Source organism: Ruegeria sp. CE6 (assembly GCF_056537485.1).
On sequence record NZ_JBQFRR010000004.1, the window covers coordinates 338,866 to 354,285 of the forward strand.

At 57.6% G+C, this 15,420-nt stretch carries 19 protein-coding genes; all 19 read left to right on the plus strand.

Going from position 1 to position 15,420, the window contains the following annotated elements:
* Positions 1-4 precede the first annotated feature (4 nt).
* The 19 genes from ACR0DK_RS17790 (at position 5) to ACR0DK_RS17880 (ending at position 15,415) form a co-directional block, all read left to right on the plus strand.
* Positions 5-607 carry an NADH-quinone oxidoreductase subunit C gene (locus ACR0DK_RS17790; protein ID WP_170397059.1) on the plus strand — a complete coding sequence of 201 codons (603 nt, stop codon included), beginning with the start codon at positions 5-7 and terminating at the stop codon, positions 605-607.
* Positions 608-610: 3 nt separating this feature from the next.
* Positions 611-784, plus strand: coding sequence for a hypothetical protein (locus ACR0DK_RS17795; protein ID WP_170397057.1), 174 nt, complete (start codon positions 611-613; stop codon positions 782-784).
* A complete protein-coding gene (locus ACR0DK_RS17800) occupies positions 784-909 on the plus strand; it encodes a hypothetical protein (RefSeq protein WP_010442774.1) in 126 nt (41 codons plus the stop codon). Before ACR0DK_RS17795 ends, ACR0DK_RS17800 begins: the two co-directional genes overlap by 1 nt.
* The gene (locus ACR0DK_RS17805; protein ID WP_480737389.1) at positions 909-2,132 is read left to right on the plus strand and encodes an NADH-quinone oxidoreductase subunit D; all 1,224 of its coding nucleotides are present in this window, start codon (positions 909-911) and stop codon (positions 2,130-2,132) included. The genes ACR0DK_RS17800 and ACR0DK_RS17805 overlap by 1 nt, the downstream gene beginning before the upstream one ends.
* A complete protein-coding gene (nuoE, locus tag ACR0DK_RS17810; protein WP_480737391.1) occupies positions 2,132-3,232 on the plus strand; it encodes an NADH-quinone oxidoreductase subunit NuoE in 1,101 nt (366 codons plus the stop codon). Before ACR0DK_RS17805 ends, nuoE begins: the two co-directional genes overlap by 1 nt.
* A gap of 30 nt (positions 3,233-3,262) precedes the next feature.
* Complete coding sequence (locus ACR0DK_RS17815; protein WP_170397749.1) at positions 3,263-3,490, plus strand: DUF5337 domain-containing protein; 228 nt, start codon at positions 3,263-3,265, stop codon at positions 3,488-3,490.
* 7 nt (positions 3,491-3,497) lie between these two features.
* Positions 3,498-4,796 (plus strand): NADH-quinone oxidoreductase subunit NuoF, encoded by a 1,299-nt coding sequence (gene nuoF, locus ACR0DK_RS17820; protein WP_170397053.1) that lies wholly within the window; start codon positions 3,498-3,500, stop codon positions 4,794-4,796.
* Between the two features lie 5 nt (positions 4,797-4,801).
* Entirely contained in the window at positions 4,802-5,218 is a 417-nt protein-coding gene (locus tag ACR0DK_RS17825) for an MAPEG family protein (RefSeq protein ID WP_170424105.1), read from the plus strand.
* Entirely contained in the window at positions 5,215-5,718 is a 504-nt protein-coding gene (locus ACR0DK_RS17830) for a DUF3291 domain-containing protein (RefSeq protein WP_170403991.1), read from the plus strand. The genes ACR0DK_RS17825 and ACR0DK_RS17830 overlap by 4 nt, the downstream gene beginning before the upstream one ends.
* Positions 5,719-5,794: 76 nt before the next feature.
* Entirely contained in the window at positions 5,795-6,154 is a 360-nt protein-coding gene (locus ACR0DK_RS17835) for a hypothetical protein (RefSeq protein ID WP_170403988.1), read from the plus strand.
* Positions 6,155-6,252: 98 nt separating this feature from the next.
* Entirely contained in the window at positions 6,253-6,657 is a 405-nt protein-coding gene (locus ACR0DK_RS17840) for a DUF5333 domain-containing protein (protein WP_255612031.1), read from the plus strand.
* A 2-nt stretch (positions 6,658-6,659) separates the two neighbouring features.
* Positions 6,660-8,681: an NADH-quinone oxidoreductase subunit NuoG gene (nuoG, locus tag ACR0DK_RS17845; protein ID WP_223117776.1), complete on the plus strand. Its 2,022-nt coding sequence runs from the start codon at positions 6,660-6,662 to the stop codon at positions 8,679-8,681.
* A gap of 204 nt (positions 8,682-8,885) precedes the next feature.
* Positions 8,886-9,923: an NADH-quinone oxidoreductase subunit NuoH gene (nuoH, locus tag ACR0DK_RS17850; protein ID WP_039534288.1), complete on the plus strand. Its 1,038-nt coding sequence runs from the start codon at positions 8,886-8,888 to the stop codon at positions 9,921-9,923.
* Position 9,924: 1 nt separating this feature from the next.
* Positions 9,925-10,419: an NADH-quinone oxidoreductase subunit NuoI gene (nuoI, locus tag ACR0DK_RS17855; RefSeq protein ID WP_170397042.1), complete on the plus strand. Its 495-nt coding sequence runs from the start codon at positions 9,925-9,927 to the stop codon at positions 10,417-10,419.
* Positions 10,416-10,826, plus strand: coding sequence for a carboxymuconolactone decarboxylase family protein (locus ACR0DK_RS17860; RefSeq protein ID WP_010442761.1), 411 nt, complete (start codon positions 10,416-10,418; stop codon positions 10,824-10,826). The genes nuoI and ACR0DK_RS17860 overlap by 4 nt, the downstream gene beginning before the upstream one ends.
* A complete protein-coding gene (locus ACR0DK_RS17865) occupies positions 10,823-11,425 on the plus strand; it encodes an NADH-quinone oxidoreductase subunit J (protein WP_170397038.1) in 603 nt (200 codons plus the stop codon). The genes ACR0DK_RS17860 and ACR0DK_RS17865 overlap by 4 nt, the downstream gene beginning before the upstream one ends.
* 4 nt (positions 11,426-11,429) lie before the next feature.
* On the plus strand, positions 11,430-11,735 hold the full coding sequence (gene nuoK, locus ACR0DK_RS17870; RefSeq protein WP_005984024.1) for an NADH-quinone oxidoreductase subunit NuoK: 306 nt from the start codon (positions 11,430-11,432) through the stop codon (positions 11,733-11,735).
* A 6-nt stretch (positions 11,736-11,741) separates the two neighbouring features.
* Positions 11,742-13,871, plus strand: coding sequence for an NADH-quinone oxidoreductase subunit L (gene nuoL / locus ACR0DK_RS17875; RefSeq protein ID WP_170397036.1), 2,130 nt, complete (start codon positions 11,742-11,744; stop codon positions 13,869-13,871).
* Positions 13,871-15,415 (plus strand): NADH-quinone oxidoreductase subunit M, encoded by a 1,545-nt coding sequence (locus ACR0DK_RS17880; protein WP_170424095.1) that lies wholly within the window; start codon positions 13,871-13,873, stop codon positions 15,413-15,415. Before nuoL ends, ACR0DK_RS17880 begins: the two co-directional genes overlap by 1 nt.
* Positions 15,416-15,420: the final 5 nt, after the last annotated feature.

Here is a 15,420-nt window from a genome sequence, read left to right on the forward strand (position 1 = left end):
ATAGATGAGCGAAGCACTCAAAGAACTCGGCGCTCAGTTGGAGCTGAAACGTGCAGATTGCGTTCTGGCCTGGGATGTGACCCATGGCGAGCTGAACGTCGATGTGGCTCCTTCGAATCTGGTGGAATTCATTGAGTTTCTCAAAAGTGACCGGACCTGCCAGTTCTCGACCCTGGTTGACATCACCGGCGTCGACTACCCCGAACGGGCCAAGCGGTTCGATGTGGTCTACCACTTCCTGTCAATGTATCAGAACCAGCGCATTCGCTTGCGAGTCTCGATCCGAGAAGATGACATGGTGCCTTCAATCGTGGACGTGCACCCCTCTGCCAATTGGTTCGAGCGCGAGGTGTTCGACATGTTCGGCATCCTGTTCTCAGGTCATCCAGACTTGCGACGCATCCTTACGGATTATGGTTTCCGCGGCTATCCGCTGCGCAAGGATTTCCCGACCACTGGCTATACTGAAGTCCGCTATGACGAAGCGCAAAAGCGCGTGGTCTACGAACCGGTCTCATTGGTTCAGGAATACCGTCAATTTGATTTCATGTCCCCGTGGGAAGGTGCGAACTACATTCTTCCGGGGGATGAAAAACAGGAGTCGTAAGTCATGGAGTTCCTGATCTGGATTGCCGTCACGGTTGCCACGATTATCCCGATGCTGAAGCTGCTACCGCATTTCGGGATCGAGAAATACTGGGTCGTAGCCTGCGTCATCCCGATTGGAACGCTGATCCTGATTTGGATCATGGCCATGAAACTGCAAGAGATGGAGCGCCGCTGATGGGTCTGGGGGAACTGATTGCGTTGGGGGCGCTTGGGGTTCTGTTGGCTGGGGCCGCTGCCAAGGCAGCTGAGGCGGAAAAGGTCCGGGTACGGGCCGAAGCGAAGAAGAAACGAGGGCGTTGATGGACGGCTCAAGATACGATGACGGCAGCACGGACGCGCTGAGCGGAGAACAGAAGATCCGCAACTTCAACATCAACTTCGGCCCGCAACACCCTGCGGCGCACGGGGTTTTGCGTCTTGTGCTAGAGCTGGACGGCGAGATCGTCGAACGCTGCGACCCGCATATCGGCCTGCTGCACCGTGGCACCGAAAAGCTGATGGAAAGCCGGACGTATCTGCAGAACCTGCCGTATTTCGACCGTCTTGATTACGTGGCACCGATGAACCAGGAGCATGCGTGGTGTCTGGCCATCGAAAAACTGACCGGGGTTGAAGTGCCGCGTCGCGGCTCTCTGATCCGGGTCCTCTATTCCGAGATCGGTCGTGTTCTTAACCACCTGCTGAACGTGACCACTCAGGCCATGGACGTTGGCGCGCTGACCCCGCCTCTGTGGGGTTTTGAAGAGCGTGAAAAGCTGATGGTGTTCTATGAGCGTGCCTGTGGTGCCCGCCTGCACGCCGCCTATTTCCGCCCCGGAGGCGTGCATCAGGACCTGCCGCCGGAACTGCTGGACGATATCGAGGCTTGGAGCCACGAGTTTCCCGCCGTTCTCGATGACATCGACGGCCTGTTGACCGAAAACCGCATCTTCAAACAGCGCAACGCCGATATTGGTGTCGTGACCGAGGATGACATTCAGAAATACGGCTTCTCGGGCGTAATGGTGCGCGGATCGGGGCTGGCATGGGACCTGCGCCGCGCGCAGCCCTATGAATGCTATGACGAGTTCGAGTTCCAGATTCCCGTCGGAAAGAACGGCGATTGCTATGACCGCTATCTGGTGCGCATGGAAGAGATGCGCCAGTCGCTGCTGATCATCCGTCAGGCCATCGCCAAAATCCGCAACTGTCCCGGCGACGTGCTGGCGCGCGGCAAGATCACCCCGCCGAAACGCTCGGACATGAAGACCTCGATGGAAAGTCTGATCCATCACTTCAAGCTGTATACCGAAGGCTTCCACGTCCCCGCAGGCGAGGTCTATGCCGCTGTCGAAGCCCCCAAGGGCGAGTTCGGCGTCTATCTGGTCGCCGACGGCACCAATAAGCCCTACCGCGCCAAACTCCGCGCGCCGGGGTTCCTGCACTTGCAAGCCATGGACCACGTCGCCGGAGGCCACCAACTGGCCGACGTCGCCGCGATTATCGGCACCATGGACGTCGTATTTGGAGAGATTGACCGCTAATGCTCCGCCGTCTTCACGCCGAACAACCCGAAAGCTTCGCCTTCACCGCTGCTAACCAGCAATGGGCCGAAGCGCAAATAACCAAATATCCCGAGGGGCGTCAGGCCAGTGCGGTCATCCCGCTGCTGTGGCGCGCGCAGGAGCAGGAGGGATGGCTGAGCCGTCCGGCGATCGAATCCGTCGCCGACATGCTTGGTATGGCCTATATCCGCGTTCTTGAGGTTGCCTCGTTCTACTTCATGTTCCAACTGCAGCCGGTTGGTTCGGTTGCGCATATTCAGGTCTGCGGCACTACGTCCTGCATGATTTGCGGGGCCGAGGACCTGATTGTGGTTTGCAAGGAAAAGATCGCTGCAAAGCCGCATGAACTGTCTGCTGATGGCAAGCTGAGCTGGGAAGAGGTGGAATGCCTCGGATCTTGCACCAATGCCCCGATGGCGCAGATCGGTAAGGATTACTACGAAGATCTGACGACCGAGAGCTTTGGCAAGATTCTCGATGATCTGGTGGCGGGCAAAGTGCCGACTCCGGGTCCTCAGAACGGGCGCTATGCGGCGGAACCTCTGAAGGGGCTGACCAGCCTGACGGAGTATGACAGCGGCAGAACGCAGTATAACGCAAGCGTTCAGCTTGCGAGCGATTTGGGCGATACGGTCAAGCGCATCGACGGAACCGAAGTTCCGATCCTGACGCCGTGGCTGGGCAAGGATGGCAAGGCTGCTGCTACAAAAGCTGCGCCGAAGCCGCCCAAAGCGCCAGCCTCGGCGAAGCCAGCGGTGAAACAAGCCGCTGAGGCGAAAGCAGCGAAAGAGGATCAGCCGGAAACGCTGAGCAGTGCGCGCGATGGCAAGCCCGATGATCTGAAGATGCTGAAGGGCGTAGGTCCGAAGCTGGAAGAGACTCTGAACGAGTTGGGCTTTTACCACTATGACCAGATCGCTGCATGGACACCCGAGCAAGTGGCGTGGGTGGATGCACGGCTGAAATTCAAAGGCCGGATCGAGCGGGACGGGTGGATCGAACAAGCCGCGAAATTGGCGACGGGTATAGAGACCGATTTCGCCAAACGTGCCAAGGAAGACGGCACTTACGAGGACTAGATGTGTGCCCGTTTGGGGCATCAGGACGAGATGGATAAAGACAAGGAACTGGCCATAGCCCGCAAGGGCCGACATATCGGCATCGTCATCGCCGTGACGATGGTGATTTGGCTGGCCATGAATTTGTTCATCGGCCCGGCGCTGGGCTTGACCGCGCGCTATGCGCTGCTGTTTGATTTTGCCGCTCTGGCAGGTTTCATCTATGCGGGCGTCAACATTTTTCAACTCTGGCGCATGCGTCAGGACAGCCAAAGGTAACTGAGCGATGCTGAAGGATCAGGACAGGATCTTTACCAACATCTACGGGATGCACGAGCGCACTTTGAAAGGCGCGCAGGCCCGGGGGCATTGGGACGGCACCGCTGGCCTGATTGAAAAGGGCCGTGACTGGATCATCCAGACGATGAAGGATTCAGGTCTGCGCGGCCGTGGTGGTGCGGGTTTCCCGACCGGTCTGAAATGGTCTTTCATGCCCAAGGAAAGCGATGGTCGCCCGGCTTATCTGGTGGTGAACGCGGATGAATCCGAACCCGGGACGTGCAAAGACCGCGAGATTATGCGTCATGATCCGCACACGCTGATCGAGGGGTGCCTGATCGCGTCTTTCGCAATGAACGCGAATACTTGCTACATCTACCTGCGCGGCGAATACATCCGCGAGCGTGAGGCTCTGCAGGCGGCGATTGACGAAGCCTATGACGCGGGTCTGCTCGGGAAGAATGCTGCTGGTTCCGGCTGGGATTTCGACCTGTTCCTGCATCACGGCGCTGGGGCTTATATCTGCGGCGAGGAAACTGCTCTGATCGAAAGCCTTGAGGGCAAGAAGGGTATGCCGCGCATGAAGCCTCCGTTTCCGGCGGGTGCGGGTCTTTATGGCTGCCCGACCACGGTGAACAATGTGGAATCGATTGCCGTTGTGCCCACGATTCTGCGGCGTGGTGCCGACTGGTTCGCAGGCTTTGGCCGTCAGAACAACGCGGGCACCAAGCTGTTTGCGATCTCGGGCCATGTGAACAACCCCTGTGTCGTCGAAGAGGCGATGTCGATTTCCTTCGAAGAGCTGATTGAAACCCATTGCGGCGGCATTCGTGGCGGCTGGGACAATCTGCTGGCGGTAATACCCGGCGGGTCTTCGGTGCCATGCGTGCGCGGTGAGAACATGCGCGACGCGATCATGGATTTTGACTATCTGCGCGGAGAACTGGGTTCGGGTCTGGGCACGGCAGCGGTCATCGTGATGGACAGGTCCACCGACATCATCAAGGCAATCTGGCGGTTGTCGAAGTTCTACAAGCACGAAAGTTGCGGCCAGTGTACGCCATGTCGTGAAGGCACTGGTTGGATGATGCGCGTGATGGATCGTCTTGTACGCGGTGAAGCCGAACTGGAAGAGATCGACATGCTGTTTGACGTCACCAAACAGGTTGAAGGCCACACGATCTGCGCCCTTGGCGATGCGGCGGCCTGGCCGATCCAAGGTCTGATCCGCAATTTCCGAGAAGAAATAGAGGACCGCATCAAGGCCCAGAAATCGGGCCGCATGGGTGCGATGGCAGCGGAGTAAAATCGATGGAAGTCTATGCCGAATATTCCCACGCGATCGCCGCTTTGGTGATCTTTACCCTGATCGTTCTGTTCATGTCGCCGTTCTCGGCGCTTGCAAAAGCGGGCAAGGGGCTGGCACCGGGGGCCACTCCGGATCAGGATTATTCGGACAGGGCCTATCGTTTGAACCGCGCTTATCTGAACGGCACTGAAACTCTGCCTGCCTTTTTGACTGTTACAGTCGCGGCGATCCTGTTGGGGGCCAGCCCGTTCTGGGTGAACCTGCTGGCCTCAGTAGCGCTGCTGGCGCGGGTTGTTATGTTGGTGATTCACCTGCGCGGGATCGGCAAGCCGCATAGCGGGGTCCGGTCTGTTGCTTATGTGGTTGGATGGGCCTGCATGTTCATTCTTGGCCTTATTGCGCTGGTGGCCGCGTTTTGATCCAGCCCGAAGGATATCATCTGGCCGAGTTGAATGTCGGCCGTTTGTTGGCGCCAACAGACGATCCGCGCGTGGCTGAATTCATGGCCAACCTGGATCGCGTCAACGGGCTTGGCAAGCGGATGTCCGGCTTTGTCTGGATGATGGAAGGGTCCGGAGAACCGGGAACAGGCAACACCGAAAACAGCATCGGGGATGATCCGCAATTCGTCGCGAACCTGACGGTTTGGGAAGACGTCGCCAGCCTTGAGAAATTTGTTTGGGGGACTATCCACAAACAGTTCTACGAGCGTCGGCAAGAGTGGTTCGAAATCCTTGGCGAACAACATTTTGTCATGTGGTGGGTGCGGGAAGGGCATTGCCCCAGTTTGGCTGAAGCGCTGGATCGTCTGGAAAAGCTGCGCTCGGAAGGACCCAGCGAGCATGCCTTTGGGTGGGCAGAATTGAAACAGGCCAGCAAGTGGCGCGACAATCGTTGCGTACAGGTCGCGGCGGAGTGAACGGGATGTTGATTCATACGCTTTCTCCTGCGCATCAGCGGATGCCACAAGCGCCAGCCACGAAACAGGAGTGGTCATGATGGCGAAACGCGTATTCGTAATGACAATGGTATTGGTGGGAAGCTTACTTGTATCTGCCTGCGGTACAGCGAAATCGAGGGCGACCCGCGTGGCGTTTGACGGCATTTTCTTCAACGCCAACGCTAAACACGTGGATAAGAAGACGACACCTACCGATTTCACTGTGACTGTGAATGGCGTTTCGCAGTCATTGGAAGGCGCACGCGAAGCAGGCCGTTATGAGGGCACAAAATTCTGCATCCAGAATTTTGGATCGTCCAGAATTGTATGGAAGGTTGGGCCGGAGACCGAGCCGCAAAATCTACGGATCGAAAACGATAAGCTGACATATGCCGGAAGCTGTCAGCGACCATGAGCCACCGTATCGCATATCACGGCAAAACCCATGGGCTGTTATTGCATAGCAGCCCGGCTGACCGCCGTCTTGGGAATCCCAAGACGAAAGGAAATGTCATGACTGTTGTACGACTTCTGGCCGCGATTTGCGCGATTTCGATGCCTGTAATGGCCGAAGCCAAACCACCCTTGAGGGATGTCAAAGAGATCGACAACGAACTCTACTACATCGCGATCGCAAATGAGATTTCGGAGTACTGTCCGTCGATCAGCGGGCGTCGACTTAAGGCGATTGGGGTGATGTGGGATCTGCGGTCCAAGGCGAACAAACTGGGATATTCGGACAAGGAAATCCGCGCCTATGTGGACTCGGATGCCGAAAAAGACAGGATGCGCGCCAAAGGTGAGGCGTATCTGATCCAAAACGGCGTGTCTTATGAAAATCCCAATTCTTTCTGCACGTTAGGGCGGAAAGAGATTGAAAGAAACAGCGCCATAGGCGTGTATTTGAGGGCGAACTAGCGATGTCTGACCTCCGCAAAGTCAATATCGACGGGCAGGAAATCGAAGTCGATGGCGCGATGACACTGATCCAGGCCTGCGAGCAGGCCGGGGTCGAGGTGCCGCGCTTTTGCTATCACGAGCGTCTGTCGATTGCCGGGAACTGCCGGATGTGTCTGGTCGAGGTCGTGGGCGGCCCGCCGAAACCGGCGGCCTCCTGCGCGATGCAGGTGCGCGATCTGCGTCCGGGTCCGGAAGGGCAGGCACCGGTGGTCAAGACGAACTCGCCCATGGTCAAGAAGGCCCGCGAAGGGGTGATGGAGTTTCTGCTGATCAACCACCCGCTGGATTGCCCGATCTGCGATCAGGGCGGTGAGTGTGACCTGCAGGATCAGGCCATGGCCTATGGTCTGTCAGGGACGCGCTTCAAAGAAGCCAAGCGTGCCGTGGATGATCTGGACCTTGGTCCGCTGGTTGGCACCGCGATGACTCGCTGCATCAGTTGTACTCGTTGCGTGCGCTTCACCACAGAGGTCGCCGGGATCACCCAGATGGGTCAGACCGGACGCGGCGAAGATGCCGAGATCACCTCGTACCTGAACCAGACGCTGGATTCGAACCTGCAGGGCAACATCATCGATCTGTGCCCGGTAGGGGCGTTGACCTCGAAGCCATATGCATTCACCGCTCGCCCTTGGGAACTGACCAAAACCGAGAGTATCGACGTGATGGACGCTTTGGGCTCAAGCATCCGTGTAGATACCAAAGGGCGTGAAGTGATGCGCTTTCTGCCGCGCAACCATGACGGTGTGAACGAGGAATGGATCAGCGACAAGACCCGCTTTGTCTGGGACGGCTTACGGCGTCAGCGACTGGACAGGCCTTATGTGCGCGAAAACGGCAAGCTGCGTCCTGCCACATGGCCAGAAGCACTGAACAAAGCTGCTGAGGTTCTTAAGGGGGCCGAGAAACCGGCTGGGATCGTAGGTGATCTGGCTTCGGTTGAGGCCATCTATGCGCTGAAACAGATGATAGAAGGGCAAGGCGGTATCGTTGAGTGCCGCACCGACGGCGCCAAACTGCCTGCGGGTAACCGAGCAGCCTATGCCGGGACCGCGGCAATCGAAGATATTGATGCAGCTGAACGTATCCTGTTGATCGGGACCAACCCGCGTGACGAGGCTCCGGTTTTGAATGCTCGTATCCGCAAGGCCTGGGCACACGGCGCCGAGGTGGCCTTGGTCGGGCCTGCCGTCGATCTGACCTATGAGTATCACCATGTAGGCAGCGACCGTGCCGCGCTGCAGACCATCGTTGATATGGGTGGTGATGATGAGATCAAGAGCAAGCGCTCTCTTGTCATCGTCGGGCAGGGCGCGCTACAGGAGGCCGATGGCTCTGCCGTTCTGGCCGCCGCGCAAGCCATTGCAAGCAATACCGAAAGTGGGCTGATCGTTCTGCACACCGCGGCATCGCGCGTAGGTGCGATGGATGTGGATGCGACCAACGAAAGTGGCATGGAGGCGGTCAACGCGGCCGATGTGATCTATAACCTCGGTGCTGACGAAGTCGAGATCGGCGAGGGTGCTTTTGTGATCTATCAGGGCAGTCACGGCGATCGTGGCGCGCACCGCGCAGATGTGATCCTGCCGGGGGCGGCTTACACAGAAGAAAACGGTCTGTTCGTGAACACCGAAGGGCGTCCTCAACTCGCCATGCGCGCAGGCTTTGCACCGGGAGAGGCCAAGGAAAACTGGGCAATCCTAAGGGCGTTGTCTGCCGAGCTGGGGGCTACTCTGCCCTACGATACATTGGCTCAGTTGCGCACCTCCTTGCTCGAATCTGTTCCGCATCTGGCGCGCATTGATGAGGTGATTGAGAATGAAGCAGCGGCGCTACAAGCCGGAAAATTGGGAGAAGCCAGCTTCCGCAATGCAATCAAGGATTTCTACCTGACCAACCCGATTGCCCGCGCCTCGCAATTGATGGCCGAACTATCGGCACAGGCGCAGACCCGCAAGACTGAGAAGATTGCGGCTGAATGAACCAGAAACGTTTCATATCGCAGACGTACGCGGTGCCCGGGTGGCAGATAGCCGCGCCGGATTTGCGTGTGAAATTGAAGATTAAGGGTGGCGTACAGACGGCAGATGCTGTTTACACCAACGCGCCGACCCAGCCGCAGATTGCGCAGGCATCTGGCCTTTGCATCGCACGCGGAAATCAAAATACCCACGGTGTGAGGACCAATGGCTGACTTCTTTAACACCCCAGGCGGAATAGCCATCATCATTCTGGCGCAAGTGCTTGCTGTTGTTGCGTTCGTGATGATCTCGCTGTTGTTCCTCGTTTACGGCGACCGCAAGATCTGGGCCGCCGTCCAGATGCGTCGCGGCCCCAACGTTGTCGGCGTATACGGCCTGCTGCAATCGGTGGCGGACGCACTGAAATATGTGGTGAAAGAGGTCGTCATTCCCGCAGGTGCCGACCGTACAGTGTTTATCCTCGCACCATTGACCAGTTTTGTCCTCGCGATGATCGCCTGGGCGGTGATCCCGTTCAACGATGGCTGGGTCCTGTCGGACATCAACGTCGCCATCCTCTATGTCTTCGCAGTCTCATCGCTTGAGGTTTATGGCGTGATTATGGGTGGTTGGGCGTCGAACTCAAAGTATCCATTCCTTGGGTCGCTGCGCTCTGCCGCGCAGATGATTTCATACGAGGTATCCATCGGTCTGATCATCATCGGCATCATCATCTCGACCGGTTCGATGAACTTTGGTGATATCGTCCGCGCACAGGATGGCTCGTTCGGGTTCTTCAGCTGGTACTGGCTGCCGCATTTCCCGATGGTGTTCCTGTTTTTCATCTCGGCATTGGCTGAAACCAACCGGCCACCTTTCGATCTGCCCGAGGCGGAATCGGAACTGGTTGCAGGCTATCAGGTCGAATACTCGGCCACGCCTTTCCTGCTTTTCATGGCTGGTGAATACATCGCCATCTTCCTGATGTGTGCTCTGACCACACTGCTGTTCTTTGGCGGCTGGCTGTCCCCGATCCCAGGCCTGCCTGACGGCGTATTGTGGATGGTTGCCAAGATGGCGTTCTTCTTCTTCATCTTCGCGATGGTCAAGGCGATCACACCCCGCTACCGCTATGACCAGTTGATGCGCCTGGGTTGGAAAGTGTTCTTGCCGTTCAGCCTCGTCTGGGTCGTCTTCGTGGCCTTCGCGGCGAAATTCGACTGGTTCTGGGGCGCGTTTGCCCGTTGGAGCGTAGGAGGCTGATATGACTCAAATCGACTACACCCGCGCCGCCAAGTATTTCCTGCTGCAGGACTTCTGGGTCGGAATGAAATTGGGCTTGAAATACTTCTTCGCCCCAAAAGCCACCGTGAACTACCCGCATGAAAAGGGGCCCTTGTCCCCGCGGTTCCGGGGTGAACATGCCCTGCGCCGTTATCCGAACGGTGAGGAACGCTGCATCGCCTGCAAACTGTGCGAAGCGATCTGTCCTGCACAAGCCATCACCATCGATGCCGAGCCGCGCGAAGACGGAAGCCGCCGCACCACGCGCTATGACATCGACATGACCAAATGCATCTATTGCGGTTTCTGCCAGGAGGCATGTCCGGTTGATGCCATCGTCGAGGGCCCGAATTTCGAATTCGCCACCGAAACCCGGGAAGAGTTGTTCTACGACAAGCAGAAACTGCTGGATAATGGCGAACGCTGGGAAGCCGAAATCGCTCGCAATCTGGAAATGGACGCGCCGTACAGATGAGTGACAGTCCGACAAATCCGTTCGAGCTGATGATGAAGCAAGCTCAGGACATGGCCAAGGCGATGAACCCGGCGATGGAGAATTTCTCGCCCAAAGGGTTTGAGGCGTTGTGGCCAACCATGCCCAAAGAGGTCATGGAGATGATGTTCGGCAATACCGTCAACAAGGACGGGCTGGACGCCAAAACTCGCCTTCTGCTGACGCTGGCCGGGCTGACCTGTCAGGGCGCTCAGGCGGACTCGGCGGTGCGTCAGACCGTGCGCCATGCGCTGGAAGCTGGCGCCAAGAAACAAGAGATCGTGGAAACGATCGGTCAGATGTCGGTCTTTGCCGGCATCCCGGCCATGACCCGTGCGCTGGATCTGGCGCAAGAGGTCATGGGTGATAACGAGGATGAGGATCAATGACCGTCTTTGCCTTCTATCTGTTTGCCATCAGCGCCATCACCGGCGGGCTGTTCACGGTGATCAGCCGCCAGCCGGTGCATTCGGTGCTGTGGCTGATCCTGTCCTTTCTGTCCTCTGCGGGCCTGTTCGTGCTGCTGGGGGCCGAGTTCGTGGCGATGCTGCTGATTATCGTTTATGTCGGCGCGGTTGCGGTTCTGTTCCTCTTCGTGGTGATGATGCTGGATGTGGACTTTGCCGAGCTGAAGGCCGAGATGGCGCGCTACATGCCGCTGGCGCTGTTGATCGGATTGGTGATCCTGATGCAGTTCGTCATGGCCATCGGAGCATGGGACAGCGCGCAGGGTGCCGCCGCCAATCTGGCGCAGCCGGTACCGAGCGACCGCCACAACACTGAGGCGCTCGGCGTCATTCTATACGATCAATACTTCCTTCTGTTCCAACTGGCGGGCCTGATCCTGCTGGTGGCCATGATCGGTGCCATTGTGCTGACACTGCGCCACCGTCAGGACATCAAGCGTCAGGACATCATCGGCCAGATGATGCGCGACCCGGCCAAAGCGATGGAGTTGAAGGACGTGAAACCGGGGCAGGGACTTTGAGACGATGATCGGACTTGAACACTATCTTACGGTCGCGGCGACGCTATTCGTCATCGGCATCTTCGGTCTCTTCCTGAACCGCAAGAACGTCATCATCCTGCTGATGAGCATCGAATTGATGCTGCTGGCGGTGAATATCAACCTCGTGGCGTTCTCTAGTTTCCTCGGCGATCTGGTCGGGCAGGTCTTTACGCTGTTCGTGTTGACAGTTGCGGCGGCTGAGGCGGCGATTGGCCTTGCCATTCTGGTCTGCTTCTTCCGCAACCGTGGCACCATCGCGGTTGAAGACGTCAATATGATGAAGGGGTAAGAGAATATGGAAACCACCATCCTCTTTGCCCCGCTCGTGGGTGCGTTGATCTGCGGTTTTGGCTGGCGCTTCATTGGTGAGAAAGCCGCCATGTGGACCGCAACGGGCCTGCTGTTTCTGGCCTGCCTGCTCAGCTGGATCGTCTTCCTTTCATTTGATGGCCACACCCAGCAGATCGAGATCATGCGCTGGATCGAAAGTGGTTCGCTGTCGACAAGCTGGGCCATTCGTCTGGACCGTCTGACGGCGATCATGCTGATCGTGGTGACGACCGTTTCGGCGCTGGTTCACTTGTATTCGTTCGGCTACATGGATCACGACCCGCAATGGCGTGAAGGCGAAAGCTATAAGCCGCGTTTCTTTGCCTATCTGTCGTTCTTCACCTTCGCCATGCTGATGCTGGTGACGGCGGACAATCTGGTTCAGATGTTCTTTGGCTGGGAAGGCGTGGGTGTCGCCTCGTACCTGCTGATCGGGTTCTATTATCGCAAGCCCAGCGCCAATGCAGCGGCGATGAAAGCGTTCATCGTGAACCGAGTGGGCGATTTCGGCTTTGCGCTTGGGATCTTCGCGCTGTTCTTCCTGACCGACAGCATCAATTTCTCAGACATATTCGCATCGGCCCCGGCATTGGCGGAGGAAAAACTGAGCTTCCTCTGGGGTGAGTGGACTGCGATCGAGGTGATCTGTGTTCTGCTGTTCATCGGCGCGATGGGTAAATCGGCGCAGTTGATACTACACACCTGGCTGCCGGATGCGATGGAAGGTCCGACCCCTGTGTCCGCGCTGATCCACGCTGCGACCATGGTTACCGCAGGTGTGTTCCTGGTCTGCCGTATGTCGCCGCTGATGGAGTTCGCACCGGGGGCCACCGGGTTCATAGCCTTCCTTGGCGCTTCGACTGCGTTTTTCGCAGCAACCGTGGGCTTGGTGCAGACCGATATCAAGCGGGTCATTGCGTATTCGACCTGTTCGCAATTGGGTTACATGTTTGTCGCCGCCGGCGTTGGCATGTACTCAGCTGCGATGTTCCATCTGCTGACGCACGCGTTCTTCAAGGCGCTGCTGTTCCTTGGTGCTGGTTCAGTGATCCATGCGATGCATCATGAGCAAGAGATGACCGAGTACGGCGGTCTGCGGAAGAAAATCCCCTATACGTTCTGGGCGATGATGATCGGCACGCTGGCCATTACCGGTGTGGGCATCCCGCTGACCACGTTTGGCTTCGCCGGGTTCCTGTCGAAGGATGCCATCATCGAAAGCGCCTTTGTAGGTGGCACAGGTTATGCCTTCTGGATGTTGGTAATCGCAGCGGTGTTCACCTCATTCTACAGCTGGCGTTTGATATTCCTAACCTTCTATGGCGAGCCGCGTGGCGACAAGCATACGCATGAGCACGCGCATGAAAGTCCGATGGTCATGCTGGTCCCGCTGGGGGTACTGTCTCTGGGCGCGGTATTCTCGGGGATGCTGTGGTACAACCAGTTCTTCGGCTACACCGATAAAGTGGCCAAGTTCTACGGTATTCCGCTGGCGGAAGAGACCGGCGGTCATGGCGAAGTTGCCGCAGACGCATCTCATGGTGAGGCCAAGGCAGATGACGACCAATTCGACGCGAAGGCTGATAAAGGCGAGGGTGACTACAAGGCGGACAAAAAGCATGCCAGCTTTGGCGGTGAGCCGGGCGAAGGCGCGCTGTATATGGCACCTGACAACAATGTCCTGAACGATGCGCATGAGGCTCCGAAATGGGTCAAAGTATCGCCTTTTGTTGCCATGCTGCTGGGTTTTGTCGTCGCCTATTGGTTCTACATCGTGAACACGTCGTTGCCCGCACGTCTGGCGGCGAACCAGCGGCCGCTGTACCTGTTTCTCAAGAACAAGTGGTACTTTGACGAGATCTACGACGCGATCTTTGTCAAACCTACCGTTGCGCTGGGTCGGTTCCTGTGGAAACGCGGTGACGGCAACACGATTGATGGCTTCCTGAACGGGGTTTCGATGGGCGTGGTGCCCTTCTTCACCCGCCTCGCAGGCAAAGCTCAGACGGGTTACATCTTTACTTACGCCTTCTGGATGGTTTTGGGCATCGCCGCTCTTGTCACCTGGATGTCGATCGGCGGAGGCGCAAACTAATGGACAATATCCTATCTATTGTCACCTTCATCCCCGCCATCGCAGCAGGCATTCTGGCCCTGTTTCTGCATGGCGAGGACGTAGCCGCGCAGCGCAACGCCAAATGGGTTGCGCTGGTTGCCACAACCGTGACCTTTCTGGTCTCAATCGGCATCTATACCGGCTTTGATCCGTCCAACACCGGCTTCCAGATGGTGGAAGAGGGCGAGTGGCTGCTGGGCCTGAAGTACAAGATGGGTGTGGATGGGATCAGCGTTCTTTTCGTGCTGCTGACCACCTTCATCATGCCGCTGACCATTCTGGCCAGCTGGCAGGTCACGGACCGGGTCAAGGAATACATGATCGCATTCCTGCTGCTGGAAACGCTGATGCTGGGCGTGTTCATGGCGCTGGATCTGGTGCTGTTCTACCTGTTCTTCGAGGCGGGCCTGATCCCGATGTTCCTGATCATCGGTATTTGGGGCGGCAAAGACCGCATTTATGCCAGCTTCAAGTTCTTCCTATACACCTTCCTCGGCTCGGTGCTGATGCTGGTGGCGATGGTTGCGATGTATGCGGATGCGGGCACCACGGATATCGAGGCGCTGATGAGCCATCAGTTCTCGTCCGAAGGGTTCAGCGTACTGGGCATCTATATCGTCGGCGGCATGCAGACGCTGATGTTCCTGGCCTTCTTCGCGTCGTTCGCGGTGAAGATGCCGATGTGGCCGGTGCATACCTGGCTGCCGGATGCGCACGTTCAGGCGCCGACGGCAGGGTCGGTCGTGCTGGCGGCGATCCTGTTGAAGATGGGCGGCTATGGCTTCCTGCGCTTCAGCCTGCCGATGTTCCCGGTGGGGTCTGCGGTGATGACCGATGTGGTGCTGTGGATGTCGGCGATTGCTGTTGTCTACACCTCTCTGGTCGCGCTGGTGCAGGAGGATATGAAGAAGCTGATCGCCTATTCCTCGGTCGCGCATATGGGCTTTGTGACCATGGGTATCTTTGCAGCGAACCAGCAGGGCATTGATGGCGCGATCTTCCAGATGCTCAGTCATGGGTTCATTTCCGCAGCGCTCTTCCTGTGTGTTGGCGTGATCTATGACCGGATGCACACCCGCGATATCGAGGCGTATGGCGGTTTGGTCATCCGGATGCCGGCTTACGCTCTGGTCTTCATGCTGTTCACCATGGCCAATGTCGGCTTGCCTGGTACATCGGGCTTCATCGGGGAATTCCTGACCCTGATGGGCGCATTCCAGGTCAACACCTGGGTGACGGCTGTGGCTGCAACCGGTGTGATCTTCTCGGCGGGCTATGCGCTATGGCTCTATCGCCGGGTAGTCTTTGGAGATCTGATCAAGGAAAGCCTCAAGGCCATCACAGACATGAGCTCGCGCGAGCGGCTGATCTTCGCGCCGCTGATCGTGATGACCATTCTGCTTGGGATTTATCCCTCGCTGGTGACCGATGTGATCGGGCAATCCACCGCAGCGCTAATCTCGAACTATGACACGGCTCTGGCCGCGGCTGAAGCCGCAACCCAGACAGCCGCTTCGCATTAAGGGGG

Excerpts from the sequence above, each read along its gene's own strand:
- ACR0DK_RS17790 (WP_170397059.1), top strand. The coding sequence starts at position 5 with ATGAGCGAAGCACTCAAAGAACTCGGCGCTCAGTTGGAGCTGAAACGT.
- ACR0DK_RS17795 (WP_170397057.1), top strand. The coding sequence starts at position 611 with ATGGAGTTCCTGATCTGGATTGCCGTCACGGTTGCCACGATTATCCCG.
- ACR0DK_RS17800 (WP_010442774.1), top strand. The coding sequence starts at position 784 with ATGGGTCTGGGGGAACTGATTGCGTTGGGGGCGCTTGGGGTTCTGTTG.
- ACR0DK_RS17805 (WP_480737389.1), top strand. The coding sequence starts at position 909 with ATGGACGGCTCAAGATACGATGACGGCAGCACGGACGCGCTGAGCGGA.
- nuoE (WP_480737391.1), top strand. The coding sequence starts at position 2,132 with ATGCTCCGCCGTCTTCACGCCGAACAACCCGAAAGCTTCGCCTTCACC.
- ACR0DK_RS17815 (WP_170397749.1), top strand. The coding sequence starts at position 3,263 with ATGGATAAAGACAAGGAACTGGCCATAGCCCGCAAGGGCCGACATATC.
- nuoF (WP_170397053.1), top strand. The coding sequence starts at position 3,498 with ATGCTGAAGGATCAGGACAGGATCTTTACCAACATCTACGGGATGCAC.
- ACR0DK_RS17825 (WP_170424105.1), top strand. The coding sequence starts at position 4,802 with ATGGAAGTCTATGCCGAATATTCCCACGCGATCGCCGCTTTGGTGATC.
- ACR0DK_RS17835 (WP_170403988.1), top strand. The coding sequence starts at position 5,795 with ATGATGGCGAAACGCGTATTCGTAATGACAATGGTATTGGTGGGAAGC.
- ACR0DK_RS17840 (WP_255612031.1), top strand. The coding sequence starts at position 6,253 with ATGACTGTTGTACGACTTCTGGCCGCGATTTGCGCGATTTCGATGCCT.
- nuoG (WP_223117776.1), top strand. The coding sequence starts at position 6,660 with ATGTCTGACCTCCGCAAAGTCAATATCGACGGGCAGGAAATCGAAGTC.
- nuoH (WP_039534288.1), top strand. The coding sequence starts at position 8,886 with ATGGCTGACTTCTTTAACACCCCAGGCGGAATAGCCATCATCATTCTG.
- nuoI (WP_170397042.1), top strand. The coding sequence starts at position 9,925 with ATGACTCAAATCGACTACACCCGCGCCGCCAAGTATTTCCTGCTGCAG.
- ACR0DK_RS17860 (WP_010442761.1), top strand. The coding sequence starts at position 10,416 with ATGAGTGACAGTCCGACAAATCCGTTCGAGCTGATGATGAAGCAAGCT.
- ACR0DK_RS17865 (WP_170397038.1), top strand. The coding sequence starts at position 10,823 with ATGACCGTCTTTGCCTTCTATCTGTTTGCCATCAGCGCCATCACCGGC.
- nuoK (WP_005984024.1), top strand. The coding sequence starts at position 11,430 with ATGATCGGACTTGAACACTATCTTACGGTCGCGGCGACGCTATTCGTC.
- nuoL (WP_170397036.1), top strand. The coding sequence starts at position 11,742 with ATGGAAACCACCATCCTCTTTGCCCCGCTCGTGGGTGCGTTGATCTGC.
- ACR0DK_RS17880 (WP_170424095.1), top strand. The coding sequence starts at position 13,871 with ATGGACAATATCCTATCTATTGTCACCTTCATCCCCGCCATCGCAGCA.